This window comes from Paenibacillus phoenicis (assembly GCF_034718895.1).
GTDB classification, from domain to species: Bacteria; Bacillota; Bacilli; order Paenibacillales; family Paenibacillaceae; genus Fontibacillus; species Fontibacillus phoenicis.
The window spans coordinates 611072-630959 of sequence record NZ_JAYERP010000001.1 but is presented as its reverse complement, the minus strand read 5'-3'; the positions used below and the strand labels follow the sequence as shown (position 1 = coordinate 630959).

The window sequence follows — 19888 nt, the reverse complement described above, 5'->3', positions numbered from 1 at the left end:
AAGGATGGCACTGAGCAACGGCGAGATCCGGGAAGAAATACAACGATTATCCGAGGAACTGATTCAGCGGCAGGAGCCGGACGGTTCGTGGCGCTTTTGCTTCGAAAACGGCATCACGATTGACGCGTGCACGATCATTCTCCTTCGTACGTTAAATGTCGACAAGGAGGAATTGATCCGACAGCTGCACGATCGCATCGTCGCCGCCCAGCAGCCGGAGGGCTGCTGGCGATGGTATCATGACGACAAGGAGGGCCATTTGTCCGCTACGGTTGAGGCATACTACGCCTTGCTGTGCTCCGGATACAGCCGGCCGGAGGATGAACCGATCCAACGGGCGAAACGATATATCCTGGATCGGGGCGGCATTGGTCAAGCGCGAAGCCTGCTCACCAAAGCCATCCTGGCCGCCACTGGACAAAGAAAATGGCCGGCCTCCTTATCGCTCATCCCCATCGAAATCCTGCTGCTGCCCGAATCGTTACCCCTGAACTTTTATGATTTCTCCGGATATTCGCGAGTTCATCTCGTGCCGCTTCTGATCATGGCCGAGCGAAACTTTCGCACCAGATCGGTGCGGACGCCCGATTTAAGTGAGCTGTTTCTCGACGCCCGCAACGGGGAGGAAGACCCGCTCACGCTAACCCCGGAAAGCCGGGAACCGCTGAAGCTCATCCAATCGGGGCTGGCGCATCTGGTAGGTACACCTCGGCGCATCCGGCAAGCTGCTGTAAACCGAGCCGAGCAATACATGCTGGATCGGATTGAAAGCGACGGGACGCTGTACACGTACGCCAGCTGTACTGTGCTGATGGTGTTCGCCTTGCTGGCGCTGGGATACGAACCGCAGCATCCGGTGATCCAACGTGCGGTTGAAGGGTTATCTCAGATGAAGTTTACGGTGGACAGCACCGGCCAATGGGGAACCCGCTATGTCACGATCCAGAACTCCCCTTCCACCGTTTGGGATACCGCGTTGATCTCCTACGCTTTACAGGAAGCAGGGGTTTCATCTTCCCATCCGGCCATTCAACGGGCCGCCGATTACCTGCGGAGCAGTCAGCATCGCCGCCCCGGCGATTGGCAGATTCATAATCCGGGCATCGTACCCGGCGGCTGGGGTTTCTCGGAGACAAATACGTTCGTCCCTGACGTTGACGACACCACCGCCGCCCTCCGTTCCCTATCTGCCTTACACGGCAGCGAACCTGCGGTCTTAGACGCATGGAACCGCGGGCTCAACTGGGTCTGGTCGATGCAAAATAACGACGGCGGCTGGCCCGCTTTCGAAAAAAACACCAACAAAGAAATGCTCACCTGGCTGGCGATTGAAGGGGCGAAATCCGCAGCCACGGATCCTTCCGAAGCGGACTTGACCGGAAGGACGCTGGAGTATTTGGGTAACTTCGCCAAGCTGAGCGTTCGGCAGGATTGGGTTGCCCGCGGGGCTGACTGGTTGCTGAGCCATCAGGAGGCGGACGGCTCTTGGTATGGTCGCTGGGGGATCTGTTACATCTACGGGACCTGGGCGGCACTCACCGGGCTGATGGCCGTGGGCATGCCCGCCGATCACCCGGGCATCGCCAAGGCGGCTAACTGGCTGATCCGCATCCAAAATGCAGATGGCGGCTGGGGCGAATCGTGCCGCAGCGATCAGGTGAGACGATACGTCCCGCTCCATGCCAGCACGCCGTCCCAAACCGCCTGGGCGTTGGATGCGCTGATCGCCGTCCACGATCGGCGGGCGCCGGAGATCGAGCGAGGCGTTGCCCGGTTGATCGCGCTATTGCATGAGGATGACTGGCCCTCCACTTATCCAACGGGAGCCGGGTTGCCGGGTTATTTTTACGTGCACTATCACAGCTATCGATATATCTGGCCGCTTTTGGCCCTTTCGCATTACGTCAACAAATATGGGGACAGTTCGCCTGAGCGGTGAATCTGTCCCTCACGACACAGGCTGCGAATAAGATAGTTTCCAAGACGTCTTCTGCCAGGTATAATGGCCATAAGACGAAGAACGTCCCGATCCATTTAGGTTGATGGAGCCGGGGCGTTTTCTTTTTTTCCTGGGAGGGATGGAATGATGGGAACGGAGATGGCGTTTGAACAAGCGCACGCCGCATTTATTGAGGAGCACCTGAAGCGTAGGACCGGTGAACGCAAAGGACGTTTGGAACGCGGGCATCGAGAGGCCGAAAAGCTCTTTTGCCGAAAGGTGTGGTGGGAGGTTCAAGGTAACTTCGAGGGGCTGCACCCGGAGTACGAAGTGTTGGACTGGAGGGGATTGTCCTATTTTTGCGATTTCGTTTGGTTAGCTGGGCCGGTCAAGCTGGTTATTGAAATTAAAGGCTATGGCCCCCATGTCAAAGATATGGACAGGCAAAAGTATTGCTATGAGCTGAACCGGGAAACGTTTTTGGCCGCGATGGGGTTTCAGGTGATTTCTTTCGCCTACGATGATGTCGCCAACCGGCCGGAACTGTGCGTCACCCTGCTTCGTATGGTGCTCAACCGCTACTTGCCGGCCGCTTCCCCCGCCGATCCGCTTACGCTAAGGGAGCGGGAGATTTTGCGCCTAGCCTGCACGCTTGCCCGGCCGCTGCGACCCGTGGATGTTGAGACCCACCTGGGCCTCAATCATCGGACCGCTGTACGTACGCTGCAATCGTTAAGCGCGAAAGGGGTTCTCCTCGCAGTCGCAGGACCGGAAGGAAAGCACGTTACAAAGTACGAACTCCATAAGGATGCGATTTTGCGGTTATAGGGGGAGATTGAGGGGAGTACCCCTCCCTCCCTGCAAATTTCATCACTGGCAGGCCGCCGAAGTATAAAACTGCAAAAAAAGTCAATTTCATAATTTGTAACCCCTTGTGGGATAAGGTTTTTCAGCATGTAAAAAAGGAGTACCTCCCCAAAATCTCGAAGTAAAGGTTACCACACCAACCACGAGAAAGGAGTACTCCCATGTATGGTATTCAACAAGCAGAGCTATTTTCCTTCGAGGAATTAATGGGAATGGCGGATGAGGCAAAATACAGTGCCATTCTGGAACACGTCCCCATGGGGATCATCCTGCATGCCGTTAGCAAAAAAAGTACCCGCGGCCGCTCCGAAAGTTTAAATACCAGAGCGATGATGTATTCCCTCATTATTGGAAAACTGGAACATATCCGCTATACGAAAGATCTGATCAAGCGTCTGCGAACCAGCTCCGAATTCAGAAGGTTATGCCGCTTTACCGATTCGGACCGGGTACCGAGTGAAGCCGCCTATTCCCGCCTTGTAGCCAGGCTGGCTCAAAGCGGCGTACTGAGACACGTTCTGGATACAGTGGTAGACCAGGCAATTGCCGCAGGGTTTCTTTCGGGTGAGGTTCTGGCAATAGATTCGTCCCACATTGAGGCCTTCGACCGAAATTCGAAGCTGGATGAAGGGAAGACGACGACTTCTTCCAGCCCTCTCGTTGACGAAGACCCTGCCTTGTTCTCCGCGGACACATGCACGCCGTCCCAGGAAGCCAAGCCGGAGAAGCCCAAACGTTCCAAACGCGGGAGAATCCCGAAAGCGGAATGGGACGAGTGGCGGAAGCAAATGGATGCTTACGAAGCGTCGCTTGGTTTCTTCGAACGGGGAGTAGCCGACATGTTGCCAGCCAGTTACGAAGAACTCGCCCGCGATATGCCGCAATACCCAAGCACTGGCGCAAAAGGCGATCCGCGAGGCACCCACCGCGTGAAATTCTGGTACGGGTACAAGGCGAATCTGCTCGTCGACACGGCAAGCCAATATATTGTTGCCGGCGAGACCTGCTCCGCTCATGTCAGTGACCAGAGACCGGCCATTATGCTGCTGAAGCGACTTCAGGAGCGATTTCCGGATCTGCAGGTTAAGCACGTTTTGGCTGATAAGGGCTATGACGGCGAAGCGGTATACCGACAAATCCGCAAGTTAGGTGCTTTTCCGATTATCCCGTTAATTCACCGCACCAAACTGCCTTTGAAGGAAGACAAATATTATCGTCCGCTGTGTGAACAAGGCCATCCGTACCGTTATGACAGCTACGACCCCAAGGGGGGCAACGTGAAATTTACCCGTCCGAAAGAATGCAAGGAATGTCCGCTGCAAGCTACAGGTTGCCAGAAGGTGTATAAAATCCGGATAGAAACCGACGTCCGCAAATACACAGCACCTGGCCGGGGAAGCGAGAAGTTTGCCGAATTGTTTAAGCAGCGGACCGCTATTGAACGCGTCTTTGCATATCTGAAGTTATACTTTGGCATGGGCACTACACGAAGGCTCAAAAAACGTGCGTTCGTCGATCTCGAACTAAGTTACCTAGCGTACAATGTGTCTAAATATGCGCTGGATTATTTGAACATGAACATCCGTTTGACCAAACAAGCCGCGTAACTTTTTTTGAAAATGTACACCTCGAAATTGGTTACCTGCAGTAGCTAATAAATTGAATTATGAAATTGACTTCTTTTGCAGTTTTATGGAGGCGGCAGAAGCGAACAGCCAAGCAGCCAGTTCTTGGATGGAGGGTCTCCCCCCTAGATGGATCACTTCATAAACCACCGAATCACGGCCATGATTATAGAGAACACGACACTGAGCACGATACACGTTACGATCGGGAAGTAGAACCGAAAATTGCCGCGTTCGACCGCAATATCCCCCGGAAGCCGCCCCAGTTGCAAAAACCTCCCCAAGAACATCCACAGCAAGCCAATCACGATAAGAACCGCACCGGCAACGATCAGTATTTTCGGAACGTTACTCATGAACCCGTCTCCTTTAATGTAAATGCTGTTTTGACCTCATGATACAAACCGTCTGCCGAAAATGCAAACCCGAGGGCTCCTATAAGATTCCCCAAAACATACATATCAACCAGATTTCAAACATAGATATTCTGTAGAAGCAATAGCGCCTATACATCGGAAAGGCAGGGAACAACATGGCGGTTTCTTATATGGATTTCACGTCACCAAACGCACAGTTCACGTTCGACGTCAACCGGAACACGACATTCCGCAAGGATCAACGTAACTTCATCAACACACTATCCATTCAGCAGCTAAATACGCTGGGCAATATGTCGTTATTGGATACCTACCTCGACAAAGGTAACGTCATCGAAATGCATATTCACCAAAACGCCTCGGAGCTGGTGTATTGCATTTCGGGTGAAGTCGTCGTCTCGATCATCAACCCGTTTACCAAAGAACTGAAACACTACCCCACCCGTCCCGGTTGGGCGACCAGCGTCCCGCAAGGCTGGTGGCATTATGACACCGCGACGATGGATGGGACGCGTTTTCTGGCTATTTTTGATCAGCCGATTCCGGAGATCATTCCCGCTTCCGATATGTTGCGGCTAACTCCGCCTGAAGCGTTCGCCCACACCTATTGCCTGGATGTTGAAAAAGTGAGAGCCGCGTTCGCACCGCTGAATCAAACCGTAATCATCGGTCCTCCGCTAGGCTGTCATCAACCGAACCCGCAATTCCAGGCGCAACAGACTTCTGCGTCACATTCCTATCATCCGCCGTATAACCAGGGTTACGGGCTGCGGCCTTACCAGCAAAGCGACGGCAATCCCCGTCGTCCGCAGGTCATTGGCAACGGCTGGGCGCATTTGTACCACGACGGACCCTAAAGGCAGCGGAGAGAACTCCAAGCATTCCATCAAATTTCTTAGTGTGGATAACAAGACCCCCAAGCGAAACTTGGGGGTCTTAATCTTGATATACCCTAGGTTTAGGGGTTCCGGGTTTATCCAATCTTCTCAATACTCACCTGCGTCCGAAGCTCCTCGATCAGCCCGCGCTCGGCCAAATCGTCGGAAAAAGCGGTGGCGCTGCCCGAGGCAACGCCGGCCCGGAACGCCTCCATCAAGTCTCCGCCCAAGGCGAGCATCCCCGTAAATCCGGCGATCATCGAATCGCCGGCGCCAACCGAGTTGCGCACCTTGCCGGGTGGGACGTTCGCATGGTAAACCTCGTCGCCGCTGATCAGCAGAGCGCCTTCCCCGGCCATCGAAATCAACACGTGCTGTGCCCCTTCTTCCAGCAGCTTGCGGCCGTAAGCGATCAACTGCTCCCGGGTCTCAATCACGACGCCAAACAGCTCGGCCAGTTCATGATGGTTCGGCTTCACAAGCAGCGGGTGGTACGCCAGCGCCCGGCGCAGCGGTTCACCCGTGGTGTCGATGACGAACTCAGCCCCTTGCTTTTGGCACATCCGGATCAGCTGTTCATAGAAATCACCGGGAAGCGTTGAAGGCAGACTGCCGGCCAAAATGATCAGGTCGCCTTCCCTCAAGATGGACAGCTTCTCCACCAAGGCATTCGCTTCTTCCGCCGTGATAGGCGGCCCTCCGCCGTTAATCTCGGTTTCCTCGCCATGCTTGAGCTTAACATTGATACGGGTCTCTCCGCCGCGAATGCGTACAAAATCGGCAGGAATCCCCTCCTTCTGTAAAGCTGCTTCAATAAAATCACCGGTGAAGCCGCCAAGAAACCCCATAGCGGTCGTGTCCGCCCCAAGCCGCTTTAGAACGCGGGAGACGTTAAGACCTTTCCCGCCGGGGAGCTTCAGGTCCCGTTTCATACGATTAAGTCCGCCAAGCTGCAGGTCGTCAACCTCCACGATATAGTCAATGGAAGGATTTAAAGTGAGGGTATAGATCATCATGGGTTTATCCTCCAATTAGGTTTGTGATTTCCGTGATGGGCTTGCGCCAGCGTTCCGGAACCTGCTCCGTAATAAGCGTCGCCCGCTCCAACTCGAACATCTTGGCAAAGGCAATGTTCCCGATTTTGCTGGAATCGGCAAGTACATACGTTAGGGAGGACTGCTCATGAGCGCGGCGTTTTAACGCAGCTTCCTCCGGATCCGGCGTCGTATACCCCGCATCGGGATGAACCCCATTCGCCCCAAGGAAACACCGGTCAAACCGAAAATGTGCCAATTGCTCCAACGCCAGGTGGCCGACTAGGGCTTTCGTGCGTTTTTTGGCCAGACCTCCGAGCAGATAAGCCGGAATGTCCGCCTCCAACAGCGCCTCCACTTGCGGCAAGCCGTTCGTCACGACGGTGATCGATTTCCCTCGCAGATAAGGGATCATGGCCAACGTCGTCGTTCCCGCATCCAGATAAATCGCCTCCCCGCTGCGTACCAAGCCGGACGCCATTTCAGCAATTTGCTGCTTTTGCGGGAGATTGACGGCGGACTTCTCCACCATCCCCGGCTCCAAGCCTCCGGGCATCATCGGGAGCGTCGCACCGCCGTGCACTCTGCGAAGCAGCCCCTGTTCTTCCAAATCGGCTAAATCGCGCCTTACGGTGGATTCGGACGCTTCAAGCAAGACGCAGAGCTCCTGAAGCTTAACGGTGCCTACCTCCTGCAACCGTCCCAGAATCCGGCGATGTCTTTCTTCGGTTAACATCGTTCCCCCTCCCAACTCCAACCATCGTATCATATCCTACGCAAAAATCAATCATATTCTATCATAATCAATCATTTTCAATCAAATTCTATCATCCTTCATCACAAGTTGTGAACGCCGCTTCCGTTCCCCTGCAAATCCGACATATGCAATACCTAGCCCGATCCCCACCATCGTAGCTGCCAACCAAGGGTGGAAGTGAAGCGTCGATACCTGCTGGAACAGCACTCCCCCGGTCCCGGCCCCCGCAGCCAAACCAATATGGGTCATGGACGTATTGATGCTCAGTGCCATACCGGAAGATTCAGGCGAACGTTGAATAAAATAGCTTTGGATCGCCGGCCCGGTCATAAACATGGCTACAACCATCAAACCGATAAAGCCAATCCCAGGAAAAACCGCTCCCGCCGTGAAAGGTAAAACGGTCAAAGCCGCGGTTTGTGCAATTAGCCCTGCCGCAATCGTGCGGGTTGCTCCCCAGCACCTTAAACTGTTGAAAATAAGGTACAGGCGCATCCCCTTCTATAGGTGGCAGCAGCTTGGTAATCAACCAGGCGACTCCGGCGCTGATCAGACCAAGCAACAAGAAGATCGCTTTCCAGTTCAACCAATCGGCGATGGCGATCCCAATCGGAACGCCCAATATCATGGAAAGACTGAAACCCAGAACCAGGGTGCTGATGGCACTTCCAATTTTGTACGGAGCGATGATTTTGGCAGCCGCCGCAAAGGAAACGACAAGGAACACGCCCGAGCTCGCTCCTAAGATCACGCGCGAGATCATCAGCACGGCGATATTCGGGCTCACCCAAGCCACGAGGCAGCCGGCGATAAAGGCAAGCTGAGCATAGAGAAGCAGCTTTTTGCGATCCCAACGTGACGTGAGGGAAATCAGCAGCGGGTCCCGATGGCATAAGCCAATGAGAAAACCGTGAACAGTTGCCCGGCAAGGCCTAATGTAATACCAAAATCCCCCGCAATCTGGCTGATCACCCCTGAGACGGTTAGCTCTGAGGTCGCGGTTAGAAAGACGCCAAGCGTTAGCATCCATATCGTTAAGTTTTGGGAACGTAACGACGACGAATTCGGCAATATCTGCTCTGTGCTGCAAATTCTTGGGGCGAAATGGTCGTTTCTTGTCATGTTCGAGCTGTCTAAAGGACCGAAACGGTTCCAGGAACTTCGGCGCGCCTTGTCCATCGTCCGGACGCAGTCATTGACCGACACATTGCGTCATTTGGAGAAGAGCGGCATCGTTCACCGCCAGGTCTTCCCCACCGTCCCCGTCACGGTTGAATATTCGCTAACTCCTAAAGGCCTCGATTTCCAGAGTGCGCTGAAGGAGATGGAAAATTGGGCAGCCAGATGGAATAACCCCCCTGTTCAGCACCATGACAACTAAATGTCCGGCGAAAAAAAAAATCCCTCGGCGGCAAGCCGAGGGATTTTAGGTTATTCAGGTTATTTCAGCAGCCACAAAGCCGGTACGTTCGGCGGCTCCCAGCCTACTAGGGAAGTATGGGCCTGGCGGCATTCGTAGATCGCCCCGTTGTAACTGACCAATTCCCCTACCGCATAAGCGGTATTGGGGGCCCAAGGCTGCGCGGCGGGGGCTGACGCTGTCGTCACTTGCACCGCGTTGCTGGCTGCCGATTCGTTGCCGGCCGCATCAATCGCACGAACGGTGAACGTATACGAAGTCGCAGCGCTAAGTCCCGTTACCGTAAAGCTGGTCTGCGTCCCAGGCACAGTGACGGACAAGGTGGATCCGCGATAAATCCGGTAGCCTGTTACACCCACATTGTCACTGGAAGCATTCCACATTAACGTCACGCTGGAGGACGTAGCTGTCCCCATGACATGCAGGTTGCCGGGAGCCGAAGGAGCCTCGGGATCGTTAGCGGCCGGGCTTGTCGTCACCGTCACCGAATTGCTGGGCGAGGAGCTGTTGCCCGCTCCATCCACCGCCCTGACGGTAAACGTGTAGGACGTGTTCGCATTCAGCCCGGTCACGGTATGGCTAAGCGTCGATCCCGATACAGTGGCGACCAGGTTGCTGCCGTTATAAATCCGATAGCCGGTGACGCCAACATTATCACTGGAGGCGTTCCAGCCCAGCGTAACCGAGTTCGAGGTGACCGCCGTAGCCGTCAGATCAGTCGGCGCCGTTGGAGCGGTCGTGTCCCCTGAATTGCCGCCGCCAAAATCCACGTCAATTACGTTGTAGAAGGCATTCGCGGTATCGGCGATCTCCCAAACGGCTAAGATGACATGGTACCCTGTCCGCGCCGGTACGTTGCAAGTATGCGAATACGTAAACGGAGGCTGCACACCGCCATAGTTAACCGTGCAAAACGGTGTCAGATCAAAGGAATTGCGCGTTAACGGGGCATTAGGGTCCCAGCCCGGCTTCGTCATGTAATATTTCCAGTTTGCCGTAGCATGGGGAGCGGTAAATTTCCAGGTGAAGGTGTTCGTACCAGCCGAGATGTTCACTTTGGTCCAGCGGTTAGCCGACTGCTCATCAAGTTTGGGGAAAGCTCCATTTGCGCTGGCGATCTTCCCATCCGCCGGGCCGGAATTGGGGAAGCCCTTGGGCGCTTCCAAGCTTTGAGGCTCGTACACGATCGCACCGCAGTCCGTATTCTGGCCGTTTTTGCACAAGATCGCCCGGCTTGCCGGCCCGTCCACCCAGCCGTGGGCCGAAGCTTGTTCCGATAACAGGATCATTCCGATTCCAGCAATCACCATGACCAACAAAGAAGTAAGCGCCTTCAAAACTAACGATTGTGCTAGCCGTGTTGAAGTCATGCTTGTCCCTCCTTTGAAATTGGAAATGTGCCTTGTGTCTGATCCTTGGCTGTGCATTTCAGATTCTACCTTCTACATACCTTCTGCAGGAACCCTAAACGCCCCCCTTTCTGAAGGAAGTATATATAAACCCCCAAAGGAGCTTATACCGTAAGTTCATTTCGCCGTGAGATCATGAAGGGAATTAACAAGAATAGAAGAGGATGTTAATTATGGGGAATATTGCTGATGTCCAAATTATACACGATTTGCTGCATTTTTGTGAACAATTATTTATTTTTTGTAAAAAATAGTGCATTCTTGGCAACTTGCCACATCAAAAAACCCGCCATTCCAGCAGGTTCTTGTCTATCTTATGTTTCTTGTCGGATGCCTTATTTCACCATCGCCAGCGCCAGCCCGTCATACGCCGGCAGCAGCGTGCTGATCAGCCGCTCGTCTCGGGCGATCATCTCGTTGAACCTGCGCATCGCCTGCACCGACGGCCCGTTTTTGTCCGGATTTAACGTCCGACCGCGCAGCAGGATATTGTCGCCGGCAATCAGCGCCCCCGGTTTCGCCAGCTTGATCGCATATTCGAGATAGTTCGGGTAGTTTTCCTTATCCGCATCAATCAAAAAGAAATCAAACCGCTCCCCCCGTTGCTCCAAGGTATGCAAGCTGTCCAGCGCGGGGCCTACCATATATTCCACCATCTGCCCGAATCCAGCTTCTTGCAAATTGCTCCGCGCCAGCTCGGCGTTCTCCTCCTTCAGCTCCAGGGACACGAGCCGCCCGTCCGCAGGTAATCCCCGCGCCATGCAGATGCCGCTGTACCCGCCCAGCGCACCGATCTCCAGCACGGATTTGGCTCCAGCCAGCTTAACTAACAGCGTCAGCAGCCGCCCATATCCCGGTGCAATCGACACATCCCGCATCCCATGGTTTGCGATCGATTCGGTCACCCGTTCCAGCACTTCATCCTTGGCATATAATTCATCACCGTATTCTTCCGGTGTCAGCATGGATTAATCTTCCTTTCATCCGTTCATTCCTTAATCGAAGAACCGTTTGTAACTTGTTGGACATTGGCCTATACTGAATTGTATGGTTTTTCCGCTATTCTCACAAGTCTATGCGAAGCTGGAGTGATTGACGTAAATATGGCTGGACCTTTGCAACTGATCGCAACCGCCCCGATGGGCCTGGAAGCCGTGGTGGCGCGTGAATTAAAAGAATTAGGTTATGAAGATACGGCTGTGGAGAACGGCCGGGTGAATTTTACCGGAGATTTGATCGACATTTGCCGTTGCAATTTGTGGCTCAGAACCTCGGACCGCGTCCTCATCAAAATGGGCGAGTTTACTGCCGTCACCTTTGACGAGCTGTTTGAGGGTACCAAAGCACTGCCTTGGCAGGATTTTATCCCGGCCAACGGGGAGTTTCCGGTGGAGGGCCGCTCGCACAAATCGCAGCTCAGCAGTGTGCCGGCGTGTCAGGGGATTGTTAAAAAGGCAATTGTCGAAAAGCTGAAGCAATCCTATCATACCGAGTGGTTCGAAGAAACCGGACCGCGCTACGTGATCGAAGTGAACCTGCTCAACGACAAGGCGCTGCTGACACTGGATACCACCGGTCCGGCGCTGCATAAGCGCGGCTACCGCAAGCACGCGACCGAAGCACCGCTCAAGGAGACGATGGCGGCGGCGATGATCCTGCTCAGCCGCTGGAATCAAAACCCGGTGCGCCCGTTCTACGACCCGTGCTGCGGTTCGGGGACGCTGCCGATCGAGGCGGCGATGATCGGCTGGAACATCGCGCCGGGCTTGCGGCGCACGTTTAACGCCGAGCTTTGGCCGGTTGTACCGCCAGAGCTGTGGCAGCAAGCGCGCGACGAGGCGATTGACGCGGTACGGGATGACGTGCCGCTGAACATCGCAGGCAGCGACATTGACCCGGCCGCGATCGAAATCGCCAAAGCCGCGGCCAAAAGCGCCGGGCTGGCGAACGAAATCCGGTTCGCCTGCATGCCTGCCGCCAAGATCCAGCCGCAGGGCGATTACGGCGTGATGATCACCAACCCGCCTTACGGAGAGCGGATTGGTGAAGAGAAGGAAGTGCGCAAGCTGATCGCCCAGCTTGGGAGAGTGATGGCCGGACTGCCGACATGGTCCTTTTTCGCGCTGACTCCGACCAAGCAGTTCGAGCACGACTTCCAGCGCAAAGCGGACAAGCGCCGCAAGCTGTACAACGGGCGTATCGAATGCCAATATTTGCAGTATCTTGGGCCCCTTCCTCCGCGCCATTAGGTGCAGAGGGAGGGTCTCTCCCTTTTACACCTTTGCAAGGAAAGGAGCTGACATGTCGTCATGCTGCGTTTGACATCTCCTCGCGGTTTCGGCAGTCGATTCAGCATTCGGCTGCAGTACCGCCATTTCGTCTATTTCTTTTTTGTGGCCGCCATCTTCATGAAACTTGTCATTTTGCATAATAATCTGCACGCCCGCTATATCGACATGAACCTGCTGGACGATCTGATCGCCGTCGGTTCCATCCTACTGGCTTCGTTCTGGACGTTGTGGCTGCCCCCGCGTGGCAGAGGGATCGCGTTAGGCGTGCTAAACGTGCTGCTCACCGTACTCATCTTCGCCGATTTGATCTATTACCGCTATTTCGGCGATTTTCTGACCGTGCCCGTCCTGCTGCAGGCCGGACAAGTCGGGGATCTGGGCGGAAGCATTCGCGAGCTGATCCGCGTAGCCGATCTGTGGCTTATCGCCGATTGGGCCGTTTGGGCGGCGTTTAAGGCTGTCCGGCGCTTGATACGCGGTGGCGGAAGCCGCCGTCAATCAGGTTGGCTTCGCAGCTCCGGCGGCTACAACGCCTACACCGGCCTGGGCGGCGGCTCCTTCGCGCCCGTTTCCTTCGGCGGCACCGCCCGCCGCTCGGTCGGCTGGCGCCGATTCAGCCGCCTCTATACGGGGATCGGCGTCTTTGTGCTCGGCTTTGCGCTCACGATGGGGCCCATTCGCTTCTATACCCAAACCTGGGCGGTGGGGCTGTTCGAAAACAACTGGTGGAACGTCTCCTTATACAATGTGACCGGCTTGCTAGGCTTCCATTACTATGATACGAGCCGGTTCCTCAAGGAGCATCTCGGAGGCGTCCAAACGGTCAGCGCCGAGGAGCAGGATGAGATCCGCCAGTGGTTCAGTGAAGCCAGCCAGCGCCGCCATGCGGATAATGACCTGTTTGGGGCGTACGCCGGCAGCAATGTGATCGTCATTCAGGCCGAAGCCTTTATGAATTTCATGATCGGCAAGACCATTGGCGGCCAAGAAATCACGCCGAACTTCAACAAGCTAATGGATGAGAGCCTTTATTTCTCGAATTTCTATCATCAGACGGGTCAAGGGCGCACCTCGGATGCGGACTTCTCCTCCAACAGCTCCCTGCATCCGTTGCCAACAGGCTCGGTTGCTGTCCGTTACCCGAACCATACGTTCGACGTGCTGCCGCAGATTCTGAAGACGCAAGCCGGCTATACCGCCGATGCTTTTCATGCGTACGAGGGCAGCTTCTGGAACCGTAACAATATGTATCAAGCGATGGGCTACGACCGGTTTTTCAGCAAAAAAGATTTCCAACTGGACGAGCCCCTGGGCTGGTCGCTGGGGGACAAATCCTTCTTCCGGCAGTCGCTCACGATCATGGCTCAGGAGAAACAGCCCTTTTATTCGTTTATGATCACCTTATCGAGCCATCATCCCTATTCGCTGCCGGCTGCGGTACAGGAACTGGATACCGGTGAGTTCAAAGGCACTATTTTCGGCGATTATTTGCAGGCCGTGCATTACGTGGATGCCGCGCTTGGGGAGTTCGTGGAGGGCCTAAAGCGAGAAGGCTTGTGGGAGCATACGATCTTGGCATTTTACGGGGACCACGACAACTCGATCACCGACAAAACGGTGTATGAGCAGTTCTTCGGCAAGTCGCTAAGCGATCTCGATATGCACCAAATCATGAATCAGGTGCCGCTGCTCATCCATCTGCCGGACGGCCAGCACGCCGGCGTCTACGAGGAGCCTGCCGGTCAGCTCGACTTGGCGCCGTCGCTGCTGCATCTGCTGGGCATTTCCTCGGATTCCTACTACATGATGGGGCATAATCTGTTTGCCGGCACCGGAAATGACCACGCGCTGGATCGTTTGGTCGTGCTGCGCTCAGGCGCGTTTACGGACGGCGAGCGGTACTACATTCCGTCCGACGATAACTTGTTCACGAATGGCAGCTGCTACGACTTAACCAGCCGGAACGCTACCGAGATCGAGGCATGCCGCGCTCCGCACGAAGAAGCGATGAAGCGCCTGCGCATCTCAGACGAAATCATCACTTCCGATTTGATTGCGACGTTCCGCAAGGAGGATTAAGGGGCCGCGCGGCGAGCAACGCGAGCGAGTGGAATAGCGGTAATATAGGGCGTTATTTCGTCCAATTGTTGATCATATCGCGAAATAGCGCCCTTTTATGGTGTTATTTTCGTGGACAGTTGGCTAAATCGCCATTTGGAGCTATACTACCGTTAGATAGAGCCAAAAAAGTCCGTTATTCTCGGTCAGTTACGTAAATTGGCCGATATAGCGAACTTTTTTACCGTTATCGGGAAGAACGAAATGGAGTGTCGCCAGCGTCGCTCTTTCCCGCTTTAAGGCCTTGGATGATTTATGGATTATCGGTAGGTCTTATTTGGGCTGCCCATCTTTGGAGCCAGCAGATCAATGGCGTTCGGGGTTATATTTTCGGAGGGATAAGTATTAAAGTGCTCTGCCCCTATCTCTTTATCATCGCGGCAGCCGGACTGCTGTCCAGGGTCGAGAAGAATGAGGGGTACGGGAAGGCTTTAGGGAAAATCATTCTACTCGGTGTCCTTCCTTTACTGCTGTTTGCATCCATTCCGTCGTCTGCAAGCCTTCTGCTATATGCCGCCACGTTCACCTTCATGTTAGCCATCTCCAGGTATGCACGTCCCTGGGCAGCCGCTTACCTGGCATTCGTCACAGCGGCCTACCTCTTGCCGATGCTGCTAAGCGAACGCAGTCACGATCGGCTGCTCGGATTTTTGCTGCGCCAGCGATACTTATGGGAAAATGCTCATTTCCGGACTTGGAGCTTTATTCTGGAGCATGGGCATGTCGCTGGGATTGCTCCCGATTTCTGCAGTTTCGTTTCCTTTTCTTAGTTATGGAGGAAGCCAGTTGTTGGCTCAGTTAGCTGCCATCGGCCTCATCTACAGTGTCTATCGCAGGAAAGACATGATTAGCTTAAAAGGCAGAATCCGAAACGGCTGATACCCTTAAAAAACCGCCGGAGCCCAGCTCCGGCGGTTTCAATTCCTTCCCTTACTTCGGTTTCTTCACAAAAGGCGCAGCCTTCGCCAGCACCTCGTCCTCTGTCGGTGCGCTGACGTATCTGCCGTTGATATATACGAACGCTCTTTTGCCGCACGGACCGCAATACGATTTGCAGCCGATTTTGATCTCGGCATCCGGCGCGAGCTTTTGCAGCTTCGGTACAAACGTCTTCATGCGGATATGATTGCATTTATCGCAAATCCGAATATCGTTAGCCATGCCAGGTCCCTTCTTTATCGTTAGCTAAAGCTTAGCTTAGTGATCCCCGTGATTGCCTTTGGAAGGGTTGGTAATCACGAAGCCTTCCTCCGGAAAATACAAATAATCGATCTTCACGCCATCCAACAACGGATCCGTTCCTTCCACGATGACATCGATGTCCTTATCGGTCTTGACGATTTGGTCGTTCTCGGTAGGCTTGACCAAATCCAGGCCGTAGTGAGCATGGTCGCCATGAGAATGGGTGATGAATACCTTCAGCGTCAACCCTTGGTTTTCTTCCTTGGCCAGTTCCTTTTGTATCACTTTCGCCGCATTGCGGGTAATTTTGACTCTCATATGATCTCTCCTATCGCACAAAATGGCTTCCCCTAACATTCCTATTGTAAAGAAACACAGCTCAACAAGCAAGGCTCAACGCTAAGCACCCGGATATTTCCGCTCTGCCCGGGTCACAAACCAATCCATCAGCAGCATCGTCACCGCCATGTCGTCGATCGGAATCCACGGCAGCACATCCGGCAGAACCCAATAAGCAAGCGCCGGCACGACCAGCAACAGCTTATCGGTAAGCGGAATGTTGCCCGAAGTGAGCAGCGGGAGAGTCCGGCGAAAAATATGGGACCAACGACGAAGCGACCACCAGCTTTTCCATTTCATTTCCATCCCTCCCGTTTCGGCGTAAGTGTTGCGCTGCTACTTAGGATACCCTATTGTACCATGGTTCATGGCCCAATAAAAAAAATCCGAGACAAACCCCGGATTTTTCCACCCCCAAACTTTGCTCCATTCTCTCTTTACAACAGGTACACCAAGATCGCCAGCACCACTAAATGCGCAGGATAAAAAGCTCTCCACACCCAGCGGGGCAGCCGCCAGGCTTCGAGCTTTCGCCACAGCCCCGGCCCGTAGGCAATCACCAGCGTCGGCAGGATGCTGGCCAGCTGAATCACCCAGCCGTAGGCGAACAGATACACGAGGTTCAGGAGCAAGTGCATCGCCACCGTTTTTCCTTGATTGGCAAATTTGAAGATCAGCACCAGCAGCAGGCCGTAAGCGCCATAATCAAACGGAAGTACCTCCATGATCACGCAGACACCGGCGATAATGATCGCGGACAGCGGCCCCGGTTTCGATGAATCCAGCATGCGCAGAACCAATAAAGAGACAAACAAGGTCGCCACAACATTTAGACCGTTCGTATCGAAGGCTAGCTGATAAGGAATTTGCGAAAGTACAGCAATCAGTAACAACCGTAAAGCGTACTTCCGGTAATTGGAGGTGTGTTGATAACCCTGGACCAGCGCGTAGGCATAGATCGGGAAGGCAATTCGTCCGATAATCCGCCACAGTACATCTCCGGGAAAAAACAGCAGCCCGACATGGTCGATCAGCATGGTGATCATGGCGATCAGTTGCACGGCCTACACTCCTTTCGTCGATCGACAGGGGTTTAAAAAATTTTGATTTTCATTTTTTCCAAACTTCAGTAGACTGAAACTATGCCAAATTGGTGTTGCCATCATAGATAGGGGAGTCATCATGTATTTGTTTATCGTCAATCCAAATGCGGGTAACGGCGAAGGCCGCCGGGGTTGGAATAAAATCAGCAAAAAGCTGCAACGGCTTGGTATTCCTTACGAGCACGTCTACACAACAAGCGCCGAGCAAGCGCATACATTCCTTCAGGCCAAGCTATCCGGGGAAGTGCCTTGGCGCGCGGTGGGCGTAATCGGAGGCGACGGCACGATCCATAGCCTGCTGCCCGCAATGCGCCACTCCGGCGTGCCGCTGGCCGTATTCTCCGCCGGGTCGGGCAATGACACCGCCCGTGGATTCGGCATCCCGCGCCGGGTAGGCGGCGCACTGAAGGTGCTGCTGAGCGGCCGGTCAACGGCGGCCGATCTCATCTCCATCGATGGAGACAGCACATTGACCGCACTGGCTGTCGGCTTTGACGCTCAGGTTGCCAACAATGTCAACAACAGCCGCTACAAAAAAATATGCAACGCGATTGGACTTGGCAGGTTAGCTTATATCATCGGCATTTTTCATACCCTTCTAACCTATCGTCCCGGACCGTTAACGCTCGAATGTGACGGAACTACTTACCGGTTCGAGTCAGCCTGGCTGACAGCAATAAATAATGTTTCCAGCTATGGCGGGGGAATGACCATCTGTCCGGACGCCAAGCCGGATGACGGAATGCTCGATCTGTGCGTCGTGCACGATTGCTCCAAGCTGAAGCTGCTCCTGTTATTTCCAACCGTATTGTTTGGAGGTCATACGAAGCTCTCCTTCGTAACGATGCTGAAGGGCCAAAACATTACGATTTCCAGCTCTCTGCCGCGCCTTGCTTTAGGTGACGGGGAGCACGTGGCAACCACGCCGCTTCGCGCTTCCTTGGAACCCGGCTCCATTCGGATCATTCGCCCGTAACGGGAACGGTACAGCGTGACGAACTATGACGTGGTTCAAAAAAACCTTTGGGCGGGATTTTTAAGCTCCCCCAAAGGTTTTTTGATTGTTTACCTCACCGGGCTGGATACCTGCCAAACGATGGGACTCAGCTCGACTTGCTCGCCCAACCACTGTCTGGCGATCTTGCGGAACATTTCGGCATCCCCGCTGCAGAAGAACTGATGCACGGGAGTACCGTTGCCGCGAGCTAAGCACCCCCGTTGATGCAGGATGGTGCTGATTTCGCGGGCGGTTTCATCCGCAGAACTGATTAACTTCACGTTCGGCCCCATGACACGTTGGATGGGGTCCTTCAAGAACGGATAATGGGTACAGCCTAGAATCAAGCAGTCCATAGGCTGCTTCTTCATCTCCCGAAGAGATCTCTCGACCACATGCAGCGCTTCCTTCGTTTCATACAACCCATGCTCTACCAACGGAACAAATTCAGGACAAGCTTCGCTGACGATTTCGGTTTGCGGATTCAACTCACGTAACGCCACCGTATAGGCCCCGCTTCGGATCGTACCCACCGTCCCGATGACGCCAACCTTTCCGGTCTTCGTCTCGCTGATCGCTGCCCGTGCACCAGGATGAATGACGCCAATTACAGGGATATCAACCTTGGCCTTGATGAAATCGAGTGCAGCCGCTGTTGCAGTGTTGCAGGCAATGACAATCATTTTCGGATGGAACTGGATTAAATAATCGACGATTTGCTCGGTAAACAAGCGGACTTCCTCGGGCGACCTTGGACCGTAAGGAGCCCGGGCCGTATCGCCGAAGTAAATGATTTTCTCTCTGGGAAGCTGCCTCATCACTTCCTTGCAGACGGTGAGGCCTCCCACTCCCGAGTCTAATATGGCGATAGCTTGCTGCACGAACATACCGCTTCCTTTATGTTTAGTGTAAAATCCTTCTCATTACTTTATGACTTCGCATCACAGAGGGTACCTAAATCTTAACTCAATTTGTAGTGCAAGAAAACCCGCAAGGGCGGAGAAAACGGGAAAAAGACCCGGGAGCGGGTCTTTTTCGGGCGATCGCTGTGGACAGCCGATCGAATTATTGGCCTTCCTCGTTGTCGGAAGTTGCCGCCGCTTCCAAAGCTGCAGCCACCGGTTCACCGGCTTCCGTCGTTTCTTCTTCCGATACGACGCCAAGGGCCACTGTCTCTTCTTCGGCCGCAGTCTCCTCATCCTCATCTGCAAATTCGGAGACTCGAGCAATTACCTCATCTTCATCGGTGGTCTTTTCGGAACGACGGCTTTGGATTTCACTGATCAGCACTTCAGCGGCTTCCTTCACCTTACCGACAAGAACGGTGCTTTGCTCCGAGACTTTCTCGGCAGCCTCTTGCGTCTTCTCTCCGACTTGACGAGCCCCGTTGGCAATATCCTTACGCAGCTCTTTCCCGGCTTTAGGGGCAAATAACAGCGCCGTTACCGCACCGGCAACCGTGCCGATGGCTGCCCCCCATATCCAACCTTTGTTTCCTTTGCTCACGACTCATCTCTCCTTTTTGGCTTTCTCCGCGAATGCCCATATCGAT

General features: G+C 54.2%; 23 protein-coding genes. 10 read left to right on the top strand and 13 right to left on the bottom strand.

The window, feature by feature from the left end; all coding sequences use genetic code 11:
• Positions 1-4 precede the first annotated feature (4 nt).
• The 3 genes from shc to U9M73_RS02945 all read left to right on the top strand — a co-directional run bounded on the left by shc (position 5) and on the right by U9M73_RS02945 (position 4413).
• Positions 5-1939: a squalene--hopene cyclase gene (gene shc, locus U9M73_RS02955; RefSeq protein ID WP_323076226.1), complete on the top strand. Its 1935-nt coding sequence runs from the start codon at positions 5-7 to the stop codon at positions 1937-1939.
• 144 nt (positions 1940-2083) lie between these two features.
• On the top strand, positions 2084-2767 hold the full coding sequence (locus tag U9M73_RS02950) for a DUF559 domain-containing protein (RefSeq protein WP_323076224.1): 684 nt from the start codon (positions 2084-2086) through the stop codon (positions 2765-2767).
• Between the two features lie 200 nt (positions 2768-2967).
• Complete coding sequence (locus tag U9M73_RS02945; RefSeq protein WP_009222856.1) at positions 2968-4413, top strand: transposase; 1446 nt, start codon at positions 2968-2970, stop codon at positions 4411-4413.
• Between the two features lie 152 nt (positions 4414-4565).
• On the opposite strand, the gene U9M73_RS02940 is transcribed toward U9M73_RS02945, so the two are convergent.
• On the bottom strand, positions 4566-4787 hold the full coding sequence (locus U9M73_RS02940; protein ID WP_323076222.1) for a DUF2905 domain-containing protein: 222 nt from the start codon (positions 4785-4787) through the stop codon (positions 4566-4568).
• 176 nt (positions 4788-4963) lie between these two features.
• Between U9M73_RS02940 and U9M73_RS02935 the strand changes: the two genes are divergently transcribed.
• A complete protein-coding gene (locus U9M73_RS02935) occupies positions 4964-5665 on the top strand; it encodes a cupin domain-containing protein (protein WP_009222741.1) in 702 nt (233 codons plus the stop codon).
• A gap of 116 nt (positions 5666-5781) precedes the next feature.
• Here U9M73_RS02935 and pfkB read toward each other — a convergent pair whose 3' ends face one another.
• From pfkB to U9M73_RS02915, 4 genes are all read right to left on the bottom strand, one after another.
• Positions 5782-6699 (bottom strand): 1-phosphofructokinase, encoded by a 918-nt coding sequence (gene pfkB, locus U9M73_RS02930; protein WP_036643846.1) that lies wholly within the window; start codon positions 6697-6699, stop codon positions 5782-5784.
• Between the two features lie 7 nt (positions 6700-6706).
• Positions 6707-7456, bottom strand: coding sequence for a DeoR/GlpR family DNA-binding transcription regulator (locus tag U9M73_RS02925; protein ID WP_323076221.1), 750 nt, complete (start codon positions 7454-7456; stop codon positions 6707-6709).
• An 81-nt stretch (positions 7457-7537) separates the two neighbouring features.
• Positions 7538-7750 (bottom strand): hypothetical protein, encoded by a 213-nt coding sequence (locus tag U9M73_RS02920; RefSeq protein ID WP_323076220.1) that lies wholly within the window; start codon positions 7748-7750, stop codon positions 7538-7540.
• Between the two features lie 10 nt (positions 7751-7760).
• Positions 7761-8507 carry an MFS transporter gene (locus tag U9M73_RS02915; protein ID WP_323076219.1) on the bottom strand — a complete coding sequence of 249 codons (747 nt, stop codon included), beginning with the start codon at positions 8505-8507 and terminating at the stop codon, positions 7761-7763.
• Between U9M73_RS02915 and U9M73_RS02910 the strand changes: the two genes are divergently transcribed.
• Positions 8508-8858, top strand: coding sequence for a winged helix-turn-helix transcriptional regulator (locus U9M73_RS02910; protein ID WP_407673969.1), 351 nt, complete (start codon positions 8508-8510; stop codon positions 8856-8858).
• A 59-nt stretch (positions 8859-8917) separates the two neighbouring features.
• On the opposite strand, the gene U9M73_RS02905 is transcribed toward U9M73_RS02910, so the two are convergent.
• Both U9M73_RS02905 and U9M73_RS02900 read right to left on the bottom strand, forming a co-directional pair.
• Complete coding sequence (locus U9M73_RS02905) at positions 8918-10267, bottom strand: lytic polysaccharide monooxygenase (RefSeq protein WP_323076216.1); 1350 nt, start codon at positions 10265-10267, stop codon at positions 8918-8920.
• Positions 10268-10641: 374 nt separating this feature from the next.
• Positions 10642-11271 (bottom strand): O-methyltransferase, encoded by a 630-nt coding sequence (locus tag U9M73_RS02900; RefSeq protein WP_009222735.1) that lies wholly within the window; start codon positions 11269-11271, stop codon positions 10642-10644.
• A gap of 138 nt (positions 11272-11409) precedes the next feature.
• Here U9M73_RS02900 and U9M73_RS02895 point away from each other — a divergent pair, with 138 nt between their 5' ends.
• From U9M73_RS02895 to U9M73_RS22130, 4 genes are all read left to right on the top strand, one after another.
• On the top strand, positions 11410-12555 hold the full coding sequence (locus U9M73_RS02895; protein ID WP_323076215.1) for a THUMP domain-containing class I SAM-dependent RNA methyltransferase: 1146 nt from the start codon (positions 11410-11412) through the stop codon (positions 12553-12555).
• 60 nt (positions 12556-12615) lie between these two features.
• Entirely contained in the window at positions 12616-14676 is a 2061-nt protein-coding gene (locus tag U9M73_RS02890) for an LTA synthase family protein (protein WP_323076214.1), read from the top strand.
• 389 nt (positions 14677-15065) lie between these two features.
• The gene (locus U9M73_RS02885; RefSeq protein ID WP_198136148.1) at positions 15066-15485 is read left to right on the top strand and encodes a hypothetical protein; all 420 of its coding nucleotides are present in this window, start codon (positions 15066-15068) and stop codon (positions 15483-15485) included.
• Entirely contained in the window at positions 15394-15594 is a 201-nt protein-coding gene (locus U9M73_RS22130) for an FtsW/RodA/SpoVE family cell cycle protein (protein WP_407673873.1), read from the top strand. The genes U9M73_RS02885 and U9M73_RS22130 overlap by 92 nt, the downstream gene beginning before the upstream one ends.
• A gap of 51 nt (positions 15595-15645) precedes the next feature.
• On the opposite strand, the gene U9M73_RS02880 is transcribed toward U9M73_RS22130, so the two are convergent.
• The 4 genes from U9M73_RS02880 to U9M73_RS02865 all read right to left on the bottom strand — a co-directional run bounded on the left by U9M73_RS02880 (position 15646) and on the right by U9M73_RS02865 (position 17297).
• Positions 15646-15876, bottom strand: a complete 231-nt coding sequence (locus U9M73_RS02880) for a YuzB family protein (RefSeq protein ID WP_009222730.1) — start codon at positions 15874-15876, stop codon at positions 15646-15648.
• A 36-nt stretch (positions 15877-15912) separates the two neighbouring features.
• Positions 15913-16215, bottom strand: a complete 303-nt coding sequence (locus tag U9M73_RS02875; protein WP_009222729.1) for a heme biosynthesis protein HemY — start codon at positions 16213-16215, stop codon at positions 15913-15915.
• An 81-nt stretch (positions 16216-16296) separates the two neighbouring features.
• Positions 16297-16536, bottom strand: coding sequence for a hypothetical protein (locus U9M73_RS02870; protein ID WP_009222728.1), 240 nt, complete (start codon positions 16534-16536; stop codon positions 16297-16299).
• 137 nt (positions 16537-16673) lie between these two features.
• A complete protein-coding gene (locus U9M73_RS02865; protein ID WP_323076209.1) occupies positions 16674-17297 on the bottom strand; it encodes a TraX family protein in 624 nt (207 codons plus the stop codon).
• A 121-nt stretch (positions 17298-17418) separates the two neighbouring features.
• Here U9M73_RS02865 and U9M73_RS02860 point away from each other — a divergent pair, with 121 nt between their 5' ends.
• Complete coding sequence (locus U9M73_RS02860) at positions 17419-18315, top strand: diacylglycerol/lipid kinase family protein (protein ID WP_009222726.1); 897 nt, start codon at positions 17419-17421, stop codon at positions 18313-18315.
• 89 nt (positions 18316-18404) lie between these two features.
• Here the strand turns inward: U9M73_RS02860 and racE are convergent, their stop codons facing one another.
• The gene (racE, locus tag U9M73_RS02855; RefSeq protein WP_009222725.1) at positions 18405-19223 is read right to left on the bottom strand and encodes a glutamate racemase; all 819 of its coding nucleotides are present in this window, start codon (positions 19221-19223) and stop codon (positions 18405-18407) included.
• A gap of 178 nt (positions 19224-19401) precedes the next feature.
• On the bottom strand, positions 19402-19842 hold the full coding sequence (locus tag U9M73_RS02850; protein WP_323076206.1) for a YtxH domain-containing protein: 441 nt from the start codon (positions 19840-19842) through the stop codon (positions 19402-19404).
• Between the last annotated feature and the right edge of the window lie 46 nt (positions 19843-19888).

Excerpts from the sequence above, each read along its gene's own strand:
- shc (WP_323076226.1), top strand. The coding sequence starts at position 5 with ATGGCACTGAGCAACGGCGAGATCCGGGAAGAAATACAACGATTATCC.
- U9M73_RS02950 (WP_323076224.1), top strand. The coding sequence starts at position 2,084 with ATGATGGGAACGGAGATGGCGTTTGAACAAGCGCACGCCGCATTTATT.
- U9M73_RS02945 (WP_009222856.1), top strand. The coding sequence starts at position 2,968 with ATGTATGGTATTCAACAAGCAGAGCTATTTTCCTTCGAGGAATTAATG.
- U9M73_RS02940 (WP_323076222.1), bottom strand. The coding sequence starts at position 4,787 with ATGAGTAACGTTCCGAAAATACTGATCGTTGCCGGTGCGGTTCTTATC.
- U9M73_RS02935 (WP_009222741.1), top strand. The coding sequence starts at position 4,964 with ATGGCGGTTTCTTATATGGATTTCACGTCACCAAACGCACAGTTCACG.
- pfkB (WP_036643846.1), bottom strand. The coding sequence starts at position 6,699 with ATGATCTATACCCTCACTTTAAATCCTTCCATTGACTATATCGTGGAG.
- U9M73_RS02925 (WP_323076221.1), bottom strand. The coding sequence starts at position 7,456 with ATGTTAACCGAAGAAAGACATCGCCGGATTCTGGGACGGTTGCAGGAG.
- U9M73_RS02920 (WP_323076220.1), bottom strand. The coding sequence starts at position 7,750 with ATGGCACTGAGCATCAATACGTCCATGACCCATATTGGTTTGGCTGCG.
- U9M73_RS02915 (WP_323076219.1), bottom strand. The coding sequence starts at position 8,507 with ATGGATGCTAACGCTTGGCGTCTTTCTAACCGCGACCTCAGAGCTAAC.
- U9M73_RS02905 (WP_323076216.1), bottom strand. The coding sequence starts at position 10,267 with ATGACTTCAACACGGCTAGCACAATCGTTAGTTTTGAAGGCGCTTACT.
- U9M73_RS02900 (WP_009222735.1), bottom strand. The coding sequence starts at position 11,271 with ATGCTGACACCGGAAGAATACGGTGATGAATTATATGCCAAGGATGAA.
- U9M73_RS02895 (WP_323076215.1), top strand. The coding sequence starts at position 11,410 with ATGGCTGGACCTTTGCAACTGATCGCAACCGCCCCGATGGGCCTGGAA.
- U9M73_RS02890 (WP_323076214.1), top strand. The coding sequence starts at position 12,616 with ATGCTGCGTTTGACATCTCCTCGCGGTTTCGGCAGTCGATTCAGCATT.
- U9M73_RS22130 (WP_407673873.1), top strand. The coding sequence starts at position 15,394 with ATGCTCATTTCCGGACTTGGAGCTTTATTCTGGAGCATGGGCATGTCG.
- U9M73_RS02880 (WP_009222730.1), bottom strand. The coding sequence starts at position 15,876 with ATGGCTAACGATATTCGGATTTGCGATAAATGCAATCATATCCGCATG.
- U9M73_RS02875 (WP_009222729.1), bottom strand. The coding sequence starts at position 16,215 with ATGAGAGTCAAAATTACCCGCAATGCGGCGAAAGTGATACAAAAGGAA.
- U9M73_RS02870 (WP_009222728.1), bottom strand. The coding sequence starts at position 16,536 with ATGAAATGGAAAAGCTGGTGGTCGCTTCGTCGTTGGTCCCATATTTTT.
- U9M73_RS02860 (WP_009222726.1), top strand. The coding sequence starts at position 17,419 with ATGTATTTGTTTATCGTCAATCCAAATGCGGGTAACGGCGAAGGCCGC.
- racE (WP_009222725.1), bottom strand. The coding sequence starts at position 19,223 with ATGTTCGTGCAGCAAGCTATCGCCATATTAGACTCGGGAGTGGGAGGC.